This window comes from Flammeovirga pectinis, assembly GCF_003970675.1.
In the GTDB taxonomy this organism is placed as follows: Bacteria; Bacteroidota; Bacteroidia; order Cytophagales; family Flammeovirgaceae; genus Flammeovirga; species Flammeovirga pectinis.
Map to the genome: position 1 here is coordinate 3,166,737 of NZ_CP034562.1, position 20,408 is coordinate 3,187,144.

Genomic DNA, 20,408 nt, shown 5'->3' on the forward strand with positions numbered 1-20,408 from the left:
CTGGTTTTGACCGGCTGCCAAAGTGTTCTTCTTATATAACCCAAAAGTAGAGGAAAATGATACCTTCGTTAACATACTTTCAATTAATCATCTTTAATTCATAACTTAATGTAGTGTTATCAATCACTTTAAGTACACTTCCATATTAAATTAATAAAATGAATACGTTCAATTTCAATACTATTCCCTCACAAAAAGGTCGGATTGCAATTATTACAGGTGCCAATATTGGCTTGGGATACGAAACCACTAAGTTTTTTGTAAAAAAAGATATTAAGGTGGTGATGGCTTGTAGAAATATTGAAAAAGCTGAAAAGGCAAAACAGGAAATAGTTAAAACTGTGCCGGGTGCTGAGATTATTGTGATGAAATTAGATTTAAATTCTTTACAATCTGTAAGAAATTTTGCAAGTGCGTATAAAGAGCAATTTGATAGGTTAGACTTACTTATCAATAATGCGGGTATAATGGTTCCTCCATTTGCTAAAACTGAAGATGGCTTTGAAAGTCAGATGGGCGTAAATTATTTTAGCCATTTTGAATTAACGGGCTTACTTCTACCTCTGTTAGAAAAAACGGAAGGTGCTAGAATAGTTTCTTTAAGTAGTATGGCACATAAGAACGGAAAAATTGATTTAAATAATCTCAATGCAGAGAACGGTTATTCTAAATTTGGTGCATATAGCCAAAGTAAATTAGCCTGTTTAATGTTTGCCTACGAACTAAAAAGAAGACTTGAAAAAAGTGGAAGCCATGTAATTTCTGTAGCTGCTCATCCAGGAGGCGCAACCACCAATTTAGGGCAACATGTTCCTAAGTTTTTATACACTATTGTTGAAACATTATTTGGTGGCTTTTTTAATACTCCAGAAATGGGTGCTTTGCCAACTGTTTACGCTGCTTTAGGAGAAGATATTAAAAGTGGTGATTATACAGGACCTGATGGTTTTAATGAAATAAAAGGGCATAAGCCTAAAAAAGTTTCATCTACTAAATATTCCCATAGAACTGATATTTCCAAATTACTTTGGGATGCCTCTGAACGTTTAACCGGTTTTACTTACTCAATTTAATCATATAATAAAGTTATGCTCCATTTATTTAGCCATCAATTTGGCGGTCCTTTTTCTGATAACGAAGAAAAGAAATTAGAAAAATCAAAAAATTGGAAAGATGGAAAGTTTGAAAACCTTGAGTTGACAACAATGAATATCAACTTAAAAACTATTCCGGGTTTACTAAAAGCTCAACTTACTAACCGAGCTGCAAGAGCTCCGAAGAAAAGTTTACCTATAGTTCCTTTAGATAAAAATCTATTTGAAAGCTCTCCAGATATTCCTAAATGTGTTTGGTATGGCCATTCTTGTGCTTTGTTACAAATTGAAGGAACTACTATTTTAATAGACCCTATGTTAGGTCCAGATGCATCTCCAATAGGTCCTGTTACAACAAAAAGGTTTAGTGAAAATAGTTTAGATGTTATTGATCAGTTACCAGAGATTGATGTATTAATGTTAACCCATGACCATTATGACCACCTTGATTTAGCGAGTATAACAAAGTTAAAACCTAAGGTTAGAAAATATATAGTTGGCCTAGGCTCTAAAAGACATTTGATTAAATGGGGAGTAAACGCTGACCTAATCACTGAAATGGATTGGTGGGATAAGACACTTTTTGAAGGTATTGAAATTACATACACACCTTCTAGACATTTTTCTGGAAGAGGTCTAACAGATAGAGCTAAATCGCTTTGGGGAGGATGGGCTTTTATTACCGCTACTACTAGAATTTATTGGAGTGGAGATGGTGGCTATGGAGATCACTTTAAAGAAATTGGTGATAAACTAGGTCCTTTTGATTGGGGGTTTATGGAGAACGGTCAATACAACGAGAATTGGCACAGTATACATATGTATCCAGAAGAAAGTGTACAAGCAGCTATAGATGCAAAAGTAAAAAATGCACTACCAGTACATTGGGGAGGTTTTGTTCTTGCACTTCACCCATGGAAAGAACCCATTGAGCGGTTTATTATTGAAGCGAAGAAGAAAAATATAAAGTTTTTTACTCCTAAAATTGGAGAGGTTGTAACTCTTGGAGAAGAAGATAAACACACAAATTGGTGGAATGAACTAGATTAGTTCATAACAAAATCTGTAACTGACTCGTAAATTTCGATAACAAAAAAATCAGCTTCTTCAACTTTTTCAGCTGAAGCAATTACTGAACTCGATGTTAAAGTTACAGTGAGTTTAAACCAAAAGAATACTTTTCTAAAGTTTTGACGTAATGCTATCATAATATTGAGATGATATGGTAGTGAGTGTAATCTAAATTACTTTACGAGGCTTTTTTTGAAAAAGATGTATTCATTAACGCATATTTTGAAATTCTTTAAAAAAGTTAAATTGATATTTTTTATTCAATGTGATGCGCTTCACATATGGAGAAGTAATAATGCGTTTAATTTGTAGTAGAAATTAGAAATACAACCTAAAAAACTATAGAATGAAAAAGTATATTATCATTACAATCAGAATATTAATTGCGATTATTTTAGTTCAGACATTACGTTTTAAATTCTCTGCTCATCCAGATAGTGTTTTTATTTTTTCTCAAGTTGGGTTAGAACCTTTTGGAAGAGTAAGTATTGGAATTATGGAGTTAATAGCCAGTATTTTAATTTTAATTCCTAGAACTGCTTGGATAGGTGCAGGACTTACTTTAGGTATAATAGCAGGTGCTATATTAATGCATCTTACAGTTATTGGAATTGAAGTAAACGGAGATGGTGGCTCTCTATTTTTCTTAGCAATAATAACAGAAATTTTAAGTGGTATTGTACTTTGGGATCAAAGAAAGCACATTCCTTATTTATTCGATATCAGTTATAAACTATAAATTCAAAAAGTAGGATACACATAAATGCATCCTACTTTTTTTATTATTTCTTATAAATATATTTTTCTGCACCAGAAGAAATATAATTTTTCATTTCACCATTATCATCATAAATAAGAATAGCTTCTATCTCAGGGTTATTTTCAATTATCTTAATCGACTTTTCTACTCCAGCTACCATAAATGCAGTTGCATAAGCATCTGAAGCCATACAGCTTGGAGTAAATACAGATGCACTTAAAAGATTATGTTGTACAGGAAAACCCGTTCTTGGATCTAATGTATGTGCATATTTTTTTCCATCTTTAATATAAAAATTTCTATAATTTCCAGAGGTTGCCAATGCTTTATTATCTAACTCTACTATAATAGAAATTTGATTTTTACCCGATTCAGAAAAACGAGGATTATCAATACCGATTTTCCATAATTTCCCTTTTTCATTTTTACCAGAGCAAACTACTTCTCCACCAATTTCGACCATAAAATTAGAGATGTTCCTTTCTCGTAATAAATCTGCAACAACATCTACAGCGTATCCTTTTGCAATTGCACTAAAATCTAGTTCTACCCCATCTTTAGATTTAGTAACCGCTTTATCTGTAAATGAAATGTATTGATCAAAACCTACATAGTCTAAAATAGAGTCTACTTGTGCTGGTTTTATAGTTGGTGTTTTGCCCGGCCCAAAACCCCATGCTTTTACTAACGGTTGAATTGTAGGATCGAATGCTCCTCCAGTTTCATCATATATTATTTTACTTTCTTTAATTACGGGGTAGAAATAAACAGACTCATAAGTCAGCTCCTTATTTTTATTAAACCTAGATATTTCTGATGAAGGGATATATGTTGATAAAGACTGATTAAATTCTTCTAAAGCTATTATTATTTCATTATCCAAAGGTCTACCTTCTTCATCAATATATTTTACATTATAAGGAACCACACCCATAGTTGTTCCTGTTACATGAAAATGAGTATTAATTGGTTGATGTGATTGTCTATATGACCAAACAATTCCAATGAAGGCAATTAGAATTATCGAATAAATAATGTTTTTCTTCCTGTAATCCATTACGATTTTAATTATTCGTTGTGTATCTTGATAGAAATTGTGAATCTATTACTCTCACAAAGGTGATTAAGTCTTTTATTATACACCTATTTGTTTAGCAATTATTTTAAAAGATTCTGTGATTAAGACCAAAATTAAAAAGTAAACAGTGCAAAAGACCCTCAAAACCTACCAAAAGAGACTTGCCAATTTATCTGCAAGAAATAAATCTTTGTATTTACCTAGAGCTTATTCTGGTCAATATGTAGATTTAGCAGATCTTGACCAGCTAATGCATTTGCCTTCTTTCGATATAATTCGTCAGGTAATTAAAGGATACAAGAATATTCCTATTAGTCCTGTTGCAGATGCTAGAGATAGTAGTGCAAACAAAATTAGTACGCAATTAAGAAGAGTAGCTAAAGCTGCAAAGTATGTTTTAGAAGAAGGAGGTCGTCACGATTTATTCTTAGGATACCCATTTGTACATGGTAGGTTAGCTACAGGTGGGAACTTACGCGCTCCGTTACTTTTTTTTCCGGTAAACCTTGTGGTTGAAAATGGAAATTGGTGCTTACAATTAAGAGAAAATACAGAGGTTACTTTTAATAAGACATTATTATTAGCAATTTCTCATCATAATAATACCCGTTTTAAAGACGACTTTCTAGAATTAACTTTCGAAGATTTCCCTAAAGATTCAAGAGAATTTTTAACCAAATTATATCATACATTAGAAAATTCTAAGTTAGAATTAAACTTTAACCAAGATACATTTGGAGAGTGGGTTAAACCTTTTGAGAAGTTAACTAAAACAGATTTCACCACTCAATATGGTGAAGGAGAAATGAAACTTTTCTCTGAAGCATTAGTTGGGATCTTTCCGCAATCAGATTCTTACTTAATGCCAGATTATGATGATTTGATTGAAAACTATGCTGTAAAAGATTTAGAAGATTTCTTTGGTTCTCCTCAAGATCATTTAATAGATCTTGGTGTAAAAGATACCTTCGTAGGTAAATCTCAACAAGAAGAAGAATTGCTTTCTCCATATCCTATGGATGCCTCTCAGGAGAAGGTTGTTAAAACTATAAAAAGTGGTAATTCAGTAGTTGTTCAAGGACCTCCTGGTAGTGGTAAATCTCAATTAATTTGTAATCTAATTGCAGATTTTACTACAAGAGGCAAAAATGTATTGGTTATCTCTCAAAAACGTGCTGCACTGGACGTTGTATTTAAAAGAATGAAAGAAATTTCTATGGGTTCTTTTTGTGCAATGGTTCATGACCACAGATATGACAGAGGGCATATATACAATAAAATGAAAGAGCAAATTGATGCTCTAGACAAATTTAAAGAAGACAATCATAGCCTTGGGGCAATGCAACTAGAACGCAATTTTGCCCTTCGTTCAAAGCAAATAGATAGTACAATTTCTCAATTAGATGATTTTAGAGATGCTCTGTACGACACCCAAGAATGTGGAATTTCAGCAAAAGAATTATACCTTAAATGCAATAGAAAATCTGCACACACACACCTTAAAGGATGCTACCAACAGTTCGATTTATCAGAAATAAAAAACTATAGAAAACGCTTAAAAACATACCTTGAGTTTGCTGAAAAATTAGATGCAGATGGCTATGTATGGAAAGATAGAATTCCATTTAATAATTTTGATAGTAGTGCCATTACACATATGCATGAAATTATTGATGAAATAATTCCATTCAGAGATCAGATTATTGAAGAAATAAAAGAAAATATTCAAGTAGAATTATCCTTTGATGAATGTCTTTGGATATTGAGACAAGAAAATCAAGTAAACAAGTTCATGGAGATTATCAGTGATCCTGAAGTCTACAAAATGTTTAATTTGATGATAAAAAAGAGAGGTCGTGTTCCTACTATTCAAGACTGGCAAAACCACAGAAGAGGATGTTTAAGTTCTTTTAATAATGCTGGTACTAAAGTAGAAAAAACACTATCTGATGATGAACTAGGAGATGTTATTTCATGGGTAACAACATCTATTGATGCAAAAAACAACCCGCTCACATTATTAAAATGGCAATTCTCTTCACACCGAAAATTTGTCAATACCTTACTTGAAAAGAATGATCTCCCAAATACAAAAAAGGGGCTTAGAGATTTAAGAGATAGATTAGAAAATAGAATGAATCTTACGCATCAGAAAAATGATATGCGTAAGTATGGATGGCTGTCGTACTTCCCTGCAGATTTAGAAGAACCTACTTGGATTAAATGGTTTGCAGCTGGTTTAAAAGCAATCGAAGCTCGTAAAATCTATATTTCTTTACGATCAAGTGTTCAGTTTATTGAACTCTATAATTATAGTTATGATGAGTTATGGACAAAAATGGATGTCTTGTTTAAATGTATCCATAAAATACCAAAAACTCGTGCAAATTGGGAAACATACCTTTCTCCGTTAGAAGTTGAAGACATTCTAAATAATAAGATTCCGATTAAAGAATTTAAGGAGGTCTTAGAAGATGATTTTGATGAAATCTGTCGCTTTGATAAATTAAAAGAATCATTCGGACAGCATGAATGGGTTGCGCTCAGAATTATTGATGGTAATATGGATGGGGTACATAAATACCCTATTGAAGAGGTGTTAGATTATTTTGAGAACAGTTTAAATATTAGCTGGCTCTACCATATAGAAATCAAACACCCTATTTTACGTATAGTTTCTAATGGCGCTATGGAACAGCTTGAAGAAAACCTTCAAGAGGCAATTTTAGAAAAAAGATCTATTGCTAAAGACATGACATTAGTGCGTTTAAAAGAACGTACTTATGAAAAAGTAGAATACAATAGATTAAATAATAGGGTTACTTATAGAGATTTATACCACCAGGTTAATAAAAAAAGAAGTATTTGGCCATTAAGAAAAACCTTCCATAATTTTCAGGATGAAATTCTTGATTTATTACCCTGTTGGTTAACGTCACCTGAAGCCGCTTCTGCTATTTTCCCATTAATTCCTTTCTTTGATCTTGTTATTTTTGATGAAGCCTCACAATGTTTTGCAGAAAAAGGTATTCCTGCAATGTATAGAGGAAACCAAGTTGCAATTATGGGAGATTCTCAGCAACTACCTCCATTTGATTTATATAAACCGAAATGGGAAGAAGATGATGAGTATGATTTAGAACCAGCTCTGGAGGTCAATTCATTATTAGATCTTGGTAAACAGTTCTTAGGAGAACATTATTTATCTGGACACTACAGAAGTCAATCTTTTGATTTGATTGATTTTTCTAATCAACATTTTTATAAAAATAAACTTCGCTTTATTCCATACTTCGAAAAAATGGATAAACGTGAAAATGGAATTGAATTTATTAAAGTTGAAGGTGCTGTATGGAATAAAGGCATTAACCAAGAAGAAGCAATCCACGTAGTAAAAATTGCTAAAAAATTAGTTGACCAAGGAGAAAGGAGCATTGGGATTATCACTTTTAACCATAAACAACAAGAACTTATTCAAGAAATTATGGATAGGATTGATGTAAATTGGCCAGAAGGTACTATCGTAAAAAATATAGAAAATATTCAAGGAGATGAACGAGATAATATCATTTTGTCTATCACTTATGCCCCAACAGAAAAAGGTAGAATTAATCTACAGTTTGGGTCTTTAAGTCAAGAAGGTGGAGAAAAAAGACTTAATGTTGCTATAACAAGAGCTAGGAAAAAAGAATTTGTTGTAAGTAGTATTCTCTCACATCAACTTAATACAGATGAGGTGAAAAACGAAGGACCTAAATTATTGAAGAAGTTCTTGTACTACGCACAAGATGTTACAGAAAATGGGTACACTCCTAGCTCTTATATTAATGATCAGTGGGGCTTTGGTAAAACTTTAAAAGAAGAGATTTTAAAAGATAATGAAGTTCTAGAACTACTCCCTTTCTCTGCTTTAACTGTAATGGAAAAAGAAACACCTATTGGTTTATTAATGACTGATGATGAAAATTATCATCAGTTTATTTCTGTGAAGGAAGCACATGGATATTTCCCGATTGAACTAAAAAGTAAGCATTGGAATTTTGGGCGTTTTTATAGTAGAAACATCTGGAAAAACGCTAAAAAATTCAACAAAAAAATCACTGCTTTTATAGATAACACAGAGAATAACCGATTTATATAATACGTGAATACATATTCACTTACACCAAAATAATCAACTTCCTAATAATGAATAAACACTCACTTATTTTGAGTTAAAATAAATGTTCAGAATATTATTTTGAAAACAACACACAATTCAATATAATTATTAGCTATTTAAAATTAGTGAACACAAAAGTAACACTGTTTACTATAATTTAACTAAATATCTAATTTTCAATAAATTACGCATTAAGTTTCTTTTAATATCTTAATTTGAATTAGCAAAAATTAGCCTCCTACCTTTGTGTTATCGCAAACGTTTCGACTAAGTTTTATAAGCCTAATTTATTATTATATACCTAATTAAGATATGAAAAAGTTATTAAGTATTCTTTTACTATCAGTTGCTAGTATCATGACTATTAATGCCCAAGGCGTACTTGGCGTAAAAGGTGGTTTATCACACGCTGGTATTCTTGTTGAGAATCCTGATGGTGGTTTAATACCAGGATTTGTAGGTGGTGTTACATACGATTTACCAATCAATGAAAAATTAACTTTTGGTGTTGAACTTTTATATTCACAACAAGGAGTCTATAAAAATTCAAATATTCCTCTGCAATTCCCTAGCGAATTAACAGGTTTACCAGAAACTCTAAATTATTCAGCATCAGGAGAAACTCATATCCGTTTAAACTATGTTAATGTACCTATCGTTTTAAAATATGGTTTTGGAGAGAATGGTAACTTCAAATTATTTGGTGGTGGACAAGTTGGCTTTTTAGTCAATAATAAAAAGACATGGAAAGGTGATGTTACATTAACTGGAGCTGAAAGTGGTAATGATTACATGCCAGTATTCTCAGAGATTTTAACTGCAAGTGGATTACCAACAAGTAATGACGACATGCAATCAATTGCAGATCAACAAGATTTCAAAAAAGTTGACTTCGCTTTTGTTATTGGAGCATCTTATGACTTTGCTAACACGCCTCTATCTTTAGATTTTAGAGCCAACTACGGAATGGTAGATATTAATAATAGTGGAGATATTAATAGCAACGACAATACAAGTGACGATTGGATGAAGAATATGTCATTACAATTAACATTGAAATATTCAATCTTTGCTCTGTAAGTAAACTTATACACACATCGCAGTTAAAGGTCTATAGTACAACTACTATACGACCTTTTTTTGTTTAACAAATCTATAATTATCATTTTTTATGATGATTGATTAAACTTTTTAGTGATATTTTCCGATAATACATATAACTACACATATACTAAAAACAAGCATAATAAACATGAGAAAATTATTTATTACAGCAGCTTTTTTATTTTCATCAGTCTTTACTTTTGCTAATCAGAATGAAAACACATTAGTGATTACAAAAAGTAAAACTCCTATTTATAAAGAAGTTAATGGTAAAATGAAAAAAGTGGGTAACTTTCCTAAAGGACACACTGTGATGGTACAAACAACCCCAGAAATTGAGGGTAAAGTGGAATATAAAGCCACAGTAAACTATCACAGAACAGAATGTGGACATTTAGTTTCTACAAGATATTTCAAAAAATAATACTATATATTTTCAAGAAAAAAGCCATTCAAAATTAATTGAATGGCTTTTTCTATTTTACAAAATATCTATTATAAATTAATTAACTTTTTAAGTTGATCAATTGGTACAATACCATGTGCTTTCCCTATAATTTTAGCATTCTGAATGCCTAAGAAATAAGGTATTCCTTTAATTGAATATTTTTTTAAAACTTCAGGGAAAACCTCTGGATCTATTTTAATTATTTTTGCTTTGCCTTCTAACTCAAAAGCTAAATTTACTATTGTGCCTTCCATAACTCTACAAGGTGGACACCAATCTGTAGAAAAATCTAAAATTAGATATTCATTAAGCTCCATCAACTTATCTAAATCATCTAGTTTCTCTAAATTAATTACGCTTGAAGGTATATTTAACATCGTATTATTTTTTAATGATGTACTACTAATCACAAAAATAAGACAATAGTCTATTATCCTATTTACAACCTATCTTTCTTTAAAAAAATGTGATTTTTATAAGCCATAATGTCAATTACTGTCATAATGACTCAAAAAAATCTTACACGTAAAAAACAAGGCCCGTCATTGACGAGCCCCGTTTCAATTTACACCCAAACTTTAAACACTATGAAAATTGATCTGCCCTTTATATAGGACAGAAACTCTCAGTTCTATAACAATACTCTTTAAAGAGTATATGAATCACATAAGATGGCAAGGAAACATATGTTTCAATGCTTTTCCCTTATGACATTACAAATATGATAAGAAAGTAAACCTTAAATACTGATGCCTGTCATCAAAATAAAATGATACTTCAACGAATTAAAAAATTAAAACTTCTATTCATAGAATCTTATTTTTTGATAAAAAAGTTAAATAGATGATACATTTGCACCTCATTTGTACTAAATAGAATATTACTAGTGGAATTATTAGATAAACAGTGGTGAAAACCTAATCCATCATCAACCTGTTTTCTAGATTTAGAACAAATTATTTACTATCAATTTATGAAAAAGCAATTTTTATCAATGATGACCACCTCAGTTTTAGGTGGAATCATATCAGTTGGTATTTATAGTACCGTTATTGAACCTGAATCAAAAACAGAAATTAAGCGCTTCGATCAACCTGTTTCATTAACAAAGTACGAAGCCTCTCCTGCTCGAACAGATTATACCGTTCCCGAAGGAATGAATTTTGTAAACGCTGCAGAAAAATCTACACCAGCTGTGGTTCATATTAAAACCTATTTAAATCCTTCATCATCTAGAACTCCAAGAAATACACCTAGGTTATTTCATGAGTTTTTTGGCGATCCACGTGCTGAAGGCGGACAATTAGGTTCTGGTTCTGGTGTTATTCTATCTGCTGATGGTTATATAGCAACCAATAACCATGTTATAGACGGAGCAGATAAAATTGAGGTCGTTTTAGAAGATAAACATACTTTTAAAGCAACATTAGTGGGTACAGACCCTACTACGGATCTTGCCTTGCTAAAAGTTGAATATGAGGATACTTTACCCTACTTAAATTTCGGGAATTCTGATGAAATAAAAATAGGTGAATGGGTTTTGGCTGTCGGAAACCCCTACGAGCTGACCTCTACAGTTACTGCAGGTATTGTTAGTGCGAAAGCAAGAAATATAGGAATCCTTAGGTCTAAAACAGGTTTATCTGTAGAATCTTTTATACAAACTGATGCTGCTGTTAACCCAGGAAATTCAGGAGGAGCACTTGTAGACCTTAACGGGAATCTAATTGGTATCAATTCTGCAATTGCTTCTAAAACAGGTTCATTTACAGGTTATTCGTTTGCTATTCCTTCTGAGCTTGTAAAAAAGGTAATGGATGATTTACGTAATTATGGAGCTGTTCAGAGAGCTTTAATAGGAGTTCAAATTGCTGAGGTAAATCAAGAAATTGCAGACGAAGCAGGTTTAGATAAAATTGCTGGTGTTGCTATTATGGGTGTTACACCACAAGGTGCTGCTGAAGGAGCAGGAATTCAAGAAGGTGATATCATTACTAAAATCAATAGTGAAGATGTAAATACTGTTTCCGAATTACAAGAATATATTGCTAGAAAAAGACCGGGTGATGTTGTTGATGTAACAGTAAATAGAAATGGAAAAGATAAAGTCTTTAATGTGAAATTGAAAAACACTCAAAACACAACGGATATTGTATCTGCTCCGAAAAATACTGCAGAAGCAATAGAAGCATTAAATGCTGAAGTACAACCATTATCTGAGAAAAAAGCAGCTCAACTTGGTATTAATGGAGGTCTTGAAGTAACTACAATAGCACCTAATAGTAAATTAGCGAAAGCAGGTTTAAAAGAAGGTTTCATTATTCTTTATGTTGATAGAGAGCCAATCACTTCTATTGATGATTTAGGAAATGCTCTAAGAGGAAAACGTGGAGGTATACTTTTAGAAGGCATGTATCCTAGTGGAGAAAGAGAATATGTAGGTATTGGGTTATAAAGAACAAGAAAAAATTAGTTTTTTGATATAAAATAAAAACTTTTTAAATCTTAGAAAATAGGCTATTACACTGCGTAATAGCCTATTTTATAGTAATCCTGTAACAAAGCACACTGACAATTATCATTCTATTACAATCATTTTCATTCATTAACTATTTTAATGAAACTATTTACCCCACCTTTGACGTTTGTATAGTTGTAAGATGACTAAAGAAGAGGTTATCAATAAGAATTTAGTAATAGTATTACTTGAAAACATTTAATACGATTTACAGAAGAAACAATAGTTTGCTTTAAGTAATGGGGAAAGGGTTTAGATTTTATCTGATCCCTTCTTTTTTTGTCTTTTATTTTTTACAAAAAAACAGTCCTACCCTAAAAGGATAAGACTGCTCAAAATTTTTAAGAGTTTAAAATTATTATGGAACACTAATGATGTTCAAAGCTTTTTACAAAGCCTAAATCGCTATATTTTCGTTTTGAAGAGATGCTTCGAACGCTTCTAATTTTTCTTGTTCTTCTATTGCTGATTTTTCATCGGCTTCAGAAAATTTAATTGTAAGACCAAGTAAGCCTATCACTGATACAGCTATGCCGTAGATTAAGAAACACTCTTCTAAACTTGAGCCACTTCTTAATAAATATTGAGCATAGATTACAGCACCTACATTTCCGCCTGCCCCAACTATACCTGAAACAGAACCTAACGCCTTCTTATTTATAAATGGAACAACTGAAAAGGTAGCACCCTCTGCCATTTGAACAAATAAAGAAAAACCAATCATTGCAGTAATTGCGAATGGTAAATAATCCATTCTTGAAAAAAGGACCAAAGCCATTCCTTCTACAACCATAACAGCAACCAACCATTTTACTCTACCTTCCAAACCTCCTGTTTTCGAAAATTTATCGCCTAACCATCCACCCATAGAACGGGCAAATAGGTTCATTAATCCAAATAATGCTGCAATACCTCCAGCCATGTTTTCTGATAAAGCAAACTTTGTCTGATAATATGTAGCTGCTCTACCATTCACAAATAACTCCATTCCAAAACACCCTGCATACATTGCAAATAAGACCCAAACTCTTTTGTCGCTTACCGCAGACATAAATAAACTTTTCTCTCCTTTTGCTGCTTGTGGACGTTCTTCTGGAAGGTCTTCATAATTACCTTTTGGACAATCTGTTGTATATTTCCAATATAAAAATGCTACTAGAAGCATTAAAATTGCAGGAACAAACATTGCTGGTCTCCATTTTGATAATTCAGAATCTGCAAAACCTGCTGCTAACATTCCTGATGCAATTAAAGGCATCATTATCTGAGTTACACCTCCGCCTAAGTTACCCCAACCTGCTGATGTTGCATTGGCAATACCAACAACATTTGGAGCAAACATTACCGACGTATGATACTGAGTAATTACAAAAGATGCACCTATTACACCAATTGCTAATCGAGAAACAAAATACATTTCCCAAGTAGTTACAAAAGCTGATGCAGATACTACAACTGCACCGAATGTAAGTAAATAGATATAACTTTTTCTTGGGCCAATCTTATCACATAAGTTACCTACGCCTAATCTTGCAAAAATTGTAACTCCTACTGAAGCTATAAATGCTATAATTTTTTGATCTTTTGTTAGATCTAAATCTGGTCCTATCGTTGAGTTCATTAGTGGAGCATGAGCAAACCACCCAAAGAAACAAAGAAAAAATGCCATCCAACTTAAATGGAATGAACGCATTTGAATACTACTTAGGTCAAACAAGTTTATACTTGTTGCTTTTTCATTTGATAACGTATTTGATCGCATAATAGTTAAGTAATTTTCACTACAATAATTTTATTACGTAGCAATACTACGTAGTTTTACTTAAAAACAAAAACATTATTCAAAATTTTACGTAAAAAAAAGAGATTCATTACTGAATCTCTCCTTTTTTAACCAAATATACTTAGACAGTCGTAGTTAACTGCTCTTTTTGTTCAGATGGAAAAATATCTTTTTGATTACTCTGTTCAATTTCTCTTAATCTCTTTCTCACTCTAGAAACCTGAGTTTTACCAACTCCTGTTTCATCTGAGATCTGTTGTGTAGTAAAACCTGCTTTTAATCGATTAATAACTTCTTTATTTCGTTCTATCCATCGATCGTAATTCATTTTACGGCCTTTCTTTCCACCTTTATACTTACCTTCTGCCTTAGCCCTTGCAATACCTTCTATGGTTTTTTCTTGAACCTGATATTCTTTCATATTGAGCATTGTTTCAAAAGCTGCAATAACTGCTGTAATTCCTGCATTTGCTTGGGTATCTTCCAAACCAAACCTCGTAAAATTAACTATTGCTTTAGTAGAAAGAAGAGCTTTTAAGGCAATAATAATATCATGTACATTATCTCCTAATTTATCAATGTCACCAATATGTAATATATCCTCTTCAGTTAGAATCTCAAGTAATTCTTTTGCTCTAGGTCTTTCAACAAATGGTAATGTTACTGGGCATTTATCAATAAAAGGCTTCCCTTTTATTTTTGCTTGCTGCTGAAATTTAGATTGTGCTACGGTAGATACACGTATGTATGTAAAAATTGACATTCTATTTACTTGCTAATAAGGTTTATGTATTGTGTTGAACACACTTTAAAGCCCATTCAATTCAAACACATTTTAAGCAAAAAAAAGTAGAATTTTAATTTTATTGACATTTTTTTTAATTGAAAAATCTTAAATAACTCAAAACTAACTATCTATAAAAAAGTTATGTTCAGCAATATCTCTCTTCAATTTTTCTAATTGATGTATACCTATCTTCTTTCCTTCAGTTTTTAAGATTCCTTCTTTTTTTAATGCTGAAATTACCCGAATTACTTGTTCATCAGTAGTTCCTGCAAAATCTGCAATTTCTTTTCTAGACAATTGAATATTCAGAAAAGCACCTGTTTTCCCGAATTTCCTATTTATATATAAAAGGCTATCTATCACTTTTTCTCTAACTGTCATTTGAGCAATCTTCCGTACTTTATTTTCACTCCTATTCAATTCTTCTGCATAGAAAAGCATCATTGAATACGATAACTCTGGTACTGACTGCAACATTTTAATGATATTATTGTTCGAAAAATTACATAGAATAGTATCTTCTATAGCTACTGCACTGATATGGTAAGATTGCCCAATACCAAATCCACGATGCCCAATTATCTCACCATCATTACAAAGTCTCACAATTTGTTCTCTCCCATTAATTCCTGTTTTACCAACCTTGGTTTTTCCTTTATAAATAAAATAAAGGCCGTGAACTGGTGCTCCTTCTAAAATAAATGGTTGTCCCTTCTTAACATAAACAGTAAGCTTATCATCAAGAAATGGCTTTAATTCGTTTACATGACTATTTTGTTTGATTATACAGTTTGTATTTGAACAGTTTACACAATCGATTTGCTGATTATTCATGTTTGTTAGTTTGATTGAAGACGTTACTAGTACGTAATTTTACGTATAATTATATAACAAATCAATTTATACGGAAATAAAACAATCTATTTCTATAAAAATTAGCTCTTAGTTCTACCAAGAAACAGTCTAATTACTCTATTGCTTCTATCAAAAATGGTATACATAAAAGTTATTACATAACTTATGCTCGCTAATCATCATCATTAAAACCGTGAATTCATGCATTTTACTCTCGCCTTAATAACTTTTACTCTACTACTTCTACTGATATGGTATGTCCTAACAAGAGATAAAAAGCATAAAAACACCTTAAATGAAGAGTTTAAAGCTTCTTGGAAGGATATTTTAAAAGAGTATGTTTCTTTTTACAATGAGTTAAATGAAGAGCAACAAAGCCTATTTGAAAAGCGTATTTTAAATTTTTTACACCATGTAAAAGTCACTGCTGTAAAAACAGAAATTACTGATTTAGACAGGTTATTAGTCGCTTCTAGTGCTATTATTCCAATTTTTGGCTATCCCGGTTGGGAGTACCCAAATTTAAACGAAGTACTTATACATGATTCTCATTTAAATGATACCGAATTTGGACAGCAGGCTGAAAATGGATATATACTAGGAATGGTGGGTACTGGTAAACTAGAAGGTAAAATGTTACTTTCAAAAGGTGCTTTAAGAGAAGGGTTTAGAAATGATAATGATAAAAAGAATGTTGGCATACATGAGTTTGTTCATTTAATTGATATGGCCGATGGAAAAATTGATGGTATTCCAGAAGTTCTTCTTCAAAAAAGTTACACACTACCATGGATGAATTTAATGCACCAGAAAATTGAAGAGATACTCAATAAAGATTCTGATATTAATCCGTATGGAGCTACTAACGTACAAGAATTTTTAACTGTTACTTCTGAGTATTTCTTTGAAAGACCTAATTTATTAAAGAAAAACCATCCTGAATTGTATGAAAACCTTGCTCTTATTTTTAATCAAAATATGTCTGAACAAGAAAAAAAGTTTGAAACTAATAAATTAAAGGATGTTGAAATTGGCAGAAATGATCTATGCCTCTGTGGTAGTAAGAAGAAGTATAAGAAGTGTTGTGGAAAGTAATCTTGAAAACTTAAAATTAGTTAATGGTATTTAATAAAGATGATCATCATCCATTTTGAATTTTCTCTATACTGAATCACATAAACAGAAAACTTATTATGAAAAAATTCAATCTATTTTTTATCGTTTCAATTCTATTACTTTCATTTTCATGTAAAAAAAATGAAAATGTTGAACCTATCGTAAAAGAGGTAGAAGTTGCTAAAACTATTCAAGAACATAAAATCTCTAAAGGCTTTAAGACTTCATTAGAAGATGTTATTCGCTTTGTAGATTTAAAGAACTACTCTGCTGTATCTTTTGATCATACATTAAGAGGTGGTTTACCTTACAAAACCATTATCAATGACCTTATTAAAGGTTCAAATTTTGAGAATGGTAATAAAGAGTATATTTATACAGGTTTAGCAGACGGTAAAGTTGCTTCTTCTAAAGAATCTCAAGCTGGCCAAATGATTGCTGACTATAGTTATTCATACGATGAAGTTGATGGTACTATCTATGAACTTAACCATATGTATGCAGGTTTTACTGATAAATACACTTTTAAATATAACAAGGATAAGAAAGTTATTTCATACTCTAAAAATCAAGATGAGTATAAAGTTTCTTACTCTGGAAACGTTGTTAAAGTTGAACAAACAAAAGGTGCTGACAATGAAAAAGCTGAATTTACCTACTCTAATGGGTTAGTTGTAAAAGCTGACTTTAGAAACATTGGTGATGATGAAACTAGAACATTTACTTATAATAAAGATAAGAAACTAGAAAAATTTGTGATCAAGCAATTCTCTGGATCAAACATTTTTCTAAATGATGAATTCGTTTATAAATATTCTTCTGACAAAGTAGAAGTTACTTATACTGATGTTGCTAACGGTAAAAAACCTGTTACAAAAGAAGTAAAATAATTCAAATCACATTAGCTAGCTATTTGATTAAAATAGTAATTACTGTGTAAATATAAAGAGTACATAACTCTAGCTTCAAAACTAGAATTATGTACTCTTTTTATATTGCATAGTTTTTTCCACCAAAATACAAGAATAGAGTGAAGAGTGGAATTAGGAGCATTTTTTATCTTTTATTGATAAAACAGTTCTTCACTTTTAAACCAATCTCTTACATATACATTAGCACAATTAATAAAATTTTGCTCTGAATGGTAACTTAATGCTTTTCGATTTAATTCATTAAAAGTATACGTTAAAATGGTACATGAGCGACACCGCACAGGGTCTAGAATAATATCTATAGAATTTCGCTCCTCATTTGTAAAATACCAATCACCAATATCATTAAATGTATTTGCTCCATGTTCTATTTCAATCACAATATTGTTTGGTAAAAAAGCACGGTAAAGAGTTATATCATCATAGTTATTCTGAAAATCATCAAACCCATTATTACAATTATATTTCTGAATAGACCTTTCATATTTCCACCATACAATATCTTCTTCTTCAAAATATTCCAATAAATCTCCTTCAGGAAAACCCGTCAGAATCTCAAATCTTTGATCTCCAGGAACAAGAGAGGGCTCAATTTCTGTACATGATGTGAACAGGAGCAGACTTATTAAAAGTCTAAAAAGAAATTTGGTTTGCATTAGGTCTTTAGTTTTGCTTTCTATGAATAGTATTGTGTTTTAAATGTACTTATTATTATTAAAACAGGTAAGAGAATCAAGAATATTATTTCTAAATAAATTATTTTTACGCTACTATTTATCAATCATTTAAGTCATAACTCTAAAACTTATAAAATAGGTTATCTGAATTTCTTACTTTTGTAGCATTGGAAATAAAAAAATCTAATTTATCTCAAATTATACCTAAATGGAACAGATTAATAATAGAAATGATGTCAATAAAATGGTTCTTTCTTTTTATGCTAGAGTACGAAAAGATGAAGTTCTAGGATCTATTTTTAATACTGCAATTCCAGAAGAAAAATGGCCTGAACATCTAGACAAATTAACTGATTTCTGGTATTCAAATCTATTTGGTGTGAGAACATTTAGCGGTAACCCAGTACAAGCACATATCAAAACAGATAACATGATGAATAACACAATGGGACCTGAACATTTTGAAAGATGGTTAGCCCTTTGGTTCTCAACAATAGAATCGTTATTTGAAGGAGAGTTAGCAGAAAAAGCAAAGCAAGTAGCCTATAATATTGCTCAAAGACAATTGATGATTGTTCGTTCGGCACGATAAAAAAATCTGTAGAGATACTGCTTATAATTTGAAACTACAGAAAACATTGTCTTAAATAATTATCTTTCAATTATCATGGTATAATCTTATATAGGTGTATGTATTAGGCTGTTTTTTTTACTTAATTTTTGATTTAATTTTCAATCTTAAAAAATCATCTATAGAAGCAGATAACTGATAAATACACTACCTATCTACTTTTTTGACGATACATAAAAACACCGTATAGACACAAATTACTGCATCTATACGGTGTGAAAAATCAAAATTAAACGCCATATTTATCGTCTTTTCTGATTTATATTATCTAAAAATTACTTTTGCTGAGCAGCTACTTTATTTCTGAAGAAATACGAAATTGCTAAGAATATCAATCCTGCTACAGCTCCCCATTGTTCTCCATCACCTACATTAATATGGGCAAAAACTGCCAATAATAAGTTGTATACAAAACCGGCATACGCCCACTCTTGTAGTACTTTTGATTTAGTTTGCCATAATGCAATAACACCTAAAAACTTAGCAGTAGCCATAAAATAAATCAGTTCCGTTGGAAAGCCTAAAGCTTCAAAGGCTTTTACTACGTTTTCGTGGTCAAGTATATACATGCTTGCACCCATAACAATTAATAAAGATAAGAGTACTGTAGCAACTCTATAGATGATTAAATTCTTGTTTTTCATAATGAATAAATTAAAGTGTAATTTTAAAAACATGTAATTAGTTTACATGTAAAGTATTTGAGCTTAAAAAAAACATGAATTAATCATGCTTCTCTCTTAAACGATCTAGCATCTGACTAAAATGTCCTGCTTCTTCATCGCTTATATTTCCGAGGAAAGAAAATATTTCACTTTTTTCCTGTTCAGTATCAATCTCTAAAAGTAAATCTAGACCTTTTTGAGTAATTCTAAGATATACAATTCTACGGTCTGTATCACTTCTTTTCCTTTCTACCAATCCTTTGTCTAAGAGTTTATCAGACAGTCGGGTGGTATTGGGTGTTTTATGGATCATCAAAATTTTGATATCAGTCATGGTTTTCCAATCGTTAGCCCCTTTTAATATTCTTAAAATATTAAATTGCTCTCTAGATATTCCAAATTGCTTAAATAAACTATTGGTAAGACCAGTTATCCAATTTGACGTAAATATCACATTGGTCAGTAAACGATGTTTATTATTTTGAAATCTTGTTTTGACTTCATCATCAATTTTTGCCATAAATAGATTTGTTTTTATCTAATGATTAATGATCACACCACAAACATAAGAAAAATAGTTTACATGTAAAATAAATACATGGTAAATATTTATTTTATTTGATTTTCACAGTTTATAATCTTCATTTGAAATAGTCAAAAAGTATAACACTACCTAACATTTCAAACAGTGAAAGGGGAATTCTACAATCAGAATATTATTTTCTAT

General features: G+C 31.2%; 19 protein-coding genes. 10 read left to right on the plus strand and 9 right to left on the minus strand.

The window, feature by feature from the left end; all coding sequences use genetic code 11:
* The first annotated feature begins 158 nt into the window (after positions 1-158).
* Together EI427_RS12730 and EI427_RS12735 are read left to right on the plus strand one after the other, a co-directional pair.
* Positions 159-1,073 carry an oxidoreductase gene (locus EI427_RS12730; RefSeq protein ID WP_126615206.1) on the plus strand — a complete coding sequence of 305 codons (915 nt, stop codon included), beginning with the start codon at positions 159-161 and terminating at the stop codon, positions 1,071-1,073.
* Positions 1,074-1,088: 15 nt separating this feature from the next.
* Complete coding sequence (locus tag EI427_RS12735) at positions 1,089-2,144, plus strand: MBL fold metallo-hydrolase (RefSeq protein WP_126615208.1); 1,056 nt, start codon at positions 1,089-1,091, stop codon at positions 2,142-2,144.
* Here the strand turns inward: EI427_RS12735 and EI427_RS25905 are convergent.
* Entirely contained in the window at positions 2,141-2,302 is a 162-nt protein-coding gene (locus EI427_RS25905) for a hypothetical protein (protein WP_155523291.1), read from the minus strand. The genes EI427_RS12735 and EI427_RS25905 overlap by 4 nt on opposite strands.
* Before the next feature lie 209 nt (positions 2,303-2,511).
* On the opposite strand from EI427_RS25905, the gene EI427_RS12740 reads away from it, so the two are divergent.
* Entirely contained in the window at positions 2,512-2,904 is a 393-nt protein-coding gene (locus EI427_RS12740) for a DoxX family protein (RefSeq protein WP_126615210.1), read from the plus strand.
* A gap of 43 nt (positions 2,905-2,947) precedes the next feature.
* On the opposite strand, the gene EI427_RS12745 is transcribed toward EI427_RS12740, so the two are convergent.
* Positions 2,948-3,982, minus strand: coding sequence for an FAD:protein FMN transferase (locus tag EI427_RS12745; protein ID WP_126615212.1), 1,035 nt, complete (start codon positions 3,980-3,982; stop codon positions 2,948-2,950).
* Between the two features lie 148 nt (positions 3,983-4,130).
* Here EI427_RS12745 and EI427_RS12750 point away from each other — a divergent pair, with 148 nt between their 5' ends.
* The 3 genes from EI427_RS12750 (at position 4,131) to EI427_RS12760 (ending at position 9,693) form a co-directional block, all read left to right on the plus strand.
* Positions 4,131-8,144, plus strand: a complete 4,014-nt coding sequence (locus EI427_RS12750) for an AAA domain-containing protein (protein ID WP_126615214.1) — start codon at positions 4,131-4,133, stop codon at positions 8,142-8,144.
* Positions 8,145-8,477: 333 nt separating this feature from the next.
* Positions 8,478-9,245, plus strand: coding sequence for a porin family protein (locus EI427_RS12755; RefSeq protein WP_126615216.1), 768 nt, complete (start codon positions 8,478-8,480; stop codon positions 9,243-9,245).
* Positions 9,246-9,417: 172 nt separating this feature from the next.
* Positions 9,418-9,693, plus strand: coding sequence for a hypothetical protein (locus EI427_RS12760; RefSeq protein ID WP_126615218.1), 276 nt, complete (start codon positions 9,418-9,420; stop codon positions 9,691-9,693).
* A 71-nt stretch (positions 9,694-9,764) separates the two neighbouring features.
* Here the strand turns inward: EI427_RS12760 and EI427_RS12765 are convergent, their stop codons facing one another.
* Complete coding sequence (locus tag EI427_RS12765; RefSeq protein ID WP_126615220.1) at positions 9,765-10,094, minus strand: thioredoxin family protein; 330 nt, start codon at positions 10,092-10,094, stop codon at positions 9,765-9,767.
* A 596-nt stretch (positions 10,095-10,690) separates the two neighbouring features.
* Between EI427_RS12765 and EI427_RS12770 the strand changes: the two genes are divergently transcribed.
* Complete coding sequence (locus tag EI427_RS12770) at positions 10,691-12,172, plus strand: Do family serine endopeptidase (protein WP_126615222.1); 1,482 nt, start codon at positions 10,691-10,693, stop codon at positions 12,170-12,172.
* A gap of 460 nt (positions 12,173-12,632) precedes the next feature.
* Here the strand turns inward: EI427_RS12770 and EI427_RS12775 are convergent, their stop codons facing one another.
* From EI427_RS12775 to EI427_RS12785, 3 genes are all read right to left on the minus strand, one after another.
* Positions 12,633-13,997 carry an MFS transporter gene (locus tag EI427_RS12775; protein ID WP_205727855.1) on the minus strand — a complete coding sequence of 455 codons (1,365 nt, stop codon included), beginning with the start codon at positions 13,995-13,997 and terminating at the stop codon, positions 12,633-12,635.
* A 142-nt stretch (positions 13,998-14,139) separates the two neighbouring features.
* Positions 14,140-14,781: a recombinase family protein gene (locus EI427_RS12780; RefSeq protein WP_126615224.1), complete on the minus strand. Its 642-nt coding sequence runs from the start codon at positions 14,779-14,781 to the stop codon at positions 14,140-14,142.
* Between the two features lie 144 nt (positions 14,782-14,925).
* Positions 14,926-15,639 (minus strand): Crp/Fnr family transcriptional regulator, encoded by a 714-nt coding sequence (locus tag EI427_RS12785; protein WP_126615226.1) that lies wholly within the window; start codon positions 15,637-15,639, stop codon positions 14,926-14,928.
* Between the two features lie 222 nt (positions 15,640-15,861).
* Between EI427_RS12785 and EI427_RS12790 the strand changes: the two genes are divergently transcribed.
* Together EI427_RS12790 and EI427_RS12795 are read left to right on the plus strand one after the other, a co-directional pair.
* Entirely contained in the window at positions 15,862-16,755 is an 894-nt protein-coding gene (locus tag EI427_RS12790) for a M90 family metallopeptidase (RefSeq protein ID WP_126615228.1), read from the plus strand.
* A gap of 98 nt (positions 16,756-16,853) precedes the next feature.
* Positions 16,854-17,666: a hypothetical protein gene (locus EI427_RS12795; protein WP_126615230.1), complete on the plus strand. Its 813-nt coding sequence runs from the start codon at positions 16,854-16,856 to the stop codon at positions 17,664-17,666.
* Between the two features lie 173 nt (positions 17,667-17,839).
* Here the strand turns inward: EI427_RS12795 and EI427_RS12800 are convergent, their stop codons facing one another.
* Positions 17,840-18,364, minus strand: a complete 525-nt coding sequence (locus EI427_RS12800; protein WP_126615232.1) for a hypothetical protein — start codon at positions 18,362-18,364, stop codon at positions 17,840-17,842.
* A 229-nt stretch (positions 18,365-18,593) separates the two neighbouring features.
* Between EI427_RS12800 and EI427_RS12805 the strand changes: the two genes are divergently transcribed.
* Complete coding sequence (locus tag EI427_RS12805) at positions 18,594-18,977, plus strand: group III truncated hemoglobin (RefSeq protein ID WP_126615234.1); 384 nt, start codon at positions 18,594-18,596, stop codon at positions 18,975-18,977.
* A gap of 314 nt (positions 18,978-19,291) precedes the next feature.
* Here the strand turns inward: EI427_RS12805 and EI427_RS12810 are convergent, their stop codons facing one another.
* Positions 19,292-19,660 carry a DoxX family protein gene (locus EI427_RS12810; RefSeq protein ID WP_126615236.1) on the minus strand — a complete coding sequence of 123 codons (369 nt, stop codon included), beginning with the start codon at positions 19,658-19,660 and terminating at the stop codon, positions 19,292-19,294.
* Between the two features lie 79 nt (positions 19,661-19,739).
* Positions 19,740-20,201 carry a MarR family winged helix-turn-helix transcriptional regulator gene (locus EI427_RS12815; protein WP_126615238.1) on the minus strand — a complete coding sequence of 154 codons (462 nt, stop codon included), beginning with the start codon at positions 20,199-20,201 and terminating at the stop codon, positions 19,740-19,742.
* Positions 20,202-20,408: the final 207 nt, after the last annotated feature.

Bases quoted from the DNA above. Each gene is read 5' to 3' on its own strand.
- EI427_RS12805 (WP_126615234.1), top strand. From the start codon at position 18,594: ATGGAACAGATTAATAATAGAAATGATGTCAATAAAATGGTTCTTTCT.
- EI427_RS12765 (WP_126615220.1), bottom strand. From the start codon at position 10,094: ATGTTAAATATACCTTCAAGCGTAATTAATTTAGAGAAACTAGATGAT.
- EI427_RS25905 (WP_155523291.1), bottom strand. From the start codon at position 2,302: ATGATAGCATTACGTCAAAACTTTAGAAAAGTATTCTTTTGGTTTAAA.
- EI427_RS12770 (WP_126615222.1), top strand. From the start codon at position 10,691: ATGAAAAAGCAATTTTTATCAATGATGACCACCTCAGTTTTAGGTGGA.
- EI427_RS12755 (WP_126615216.1), top strand. From the start codon at position 8,478: ATGAAAAAGTTATTAAGTATTCTTTTACTATCAGTTGCTAGTATCATG.
- EI427_RS12775 (WP_205727855.1), bottom strand. From the start codon at position 13,997: ATGCGATCAAATACGTTATCAAATGAAAAAGCAACAAGTATAAACTTG.
- EI427_RS12795 (WP_126615230.1), top strand. From the start codon at position 16,854: ATGAAAAAATTCAATCTATTTTTTATCGTTTCAATTCTATTACTTTCA.
- EI427_RS12760 (WP_126615218.1), top strand. From the start codon at position 9,418: ATGAGAAAATTATTTATTACAGCAGCTTTTTTATTTTCATCAGTCTTT.
- EI427_RS12730 (WP_126615206.1), top strand. From the start codon at position 159: ATGAATACGTTCAATTTCAATACTATTCCCTCACAAAAAGGTCGGATT.
- EI427_RS12745 (WP_126615212.1), bottom strand. From the start codon at position 3,982: ATGGATTACAGGAAGAAAAACATTATTTATTCGATAATTCTAATTGCC.
- EI427_RS12785 (WP_126615226.1), bottom strand. From the start codon at position 15,639: ATGAATAATCAGCAAATCGATTGTGTAAACTGTTCAAATACAAACTGT.
- EI427_RS12815 (WP_126615238.1), bottom strand. From the start codon at position 20,201: ATGGCAAAAATTGATGATGAAGTCAAAACAAGATTTCAAAATAATAAA.
- EI427_RS12810 (WP_126615236.1), bottom strand. From the start codon at position 19,660: ATGAAAAACAAGAATTTAATCATCTATAGAGTTGCTACAGTACTCTTA.
- EI427_RS12740 (WP_126615210.1), top strand. From the start codon at position 2,512: ATGAAAAAGTATATTATCATTACAATCAGAATATTAATTGCGATTATT.
- EI427_RS12780 (WP_126615224.1), bottom strand. From the start codon at position 14,781: ATGTCAATTTTTACATACATACGTGTATCTACCGTAGCACAATCTAAA.
- EI427_RS12790 (WP_126615228.1), top strand. From the start codon at position 15,862: ATGCATTTTACTCTCGCCTTAATAACTTTTACTCTACTACTTCTACTG.
- EI427_RS12800 (WP_126615232.1), bottom strand. From the start codon at position 18,364: ATGCAAACCAAATTTCTTTTTAGACTTTTAATAAGTCTGCTCCTGTTC.
- EI427_RS12735 (WP_126615208.1), top strand. From the start codon at position 1,089: ATGCTCCATTTATTTAGCCATCAATTTGGCGGTCCTTTTTCTGATAAC.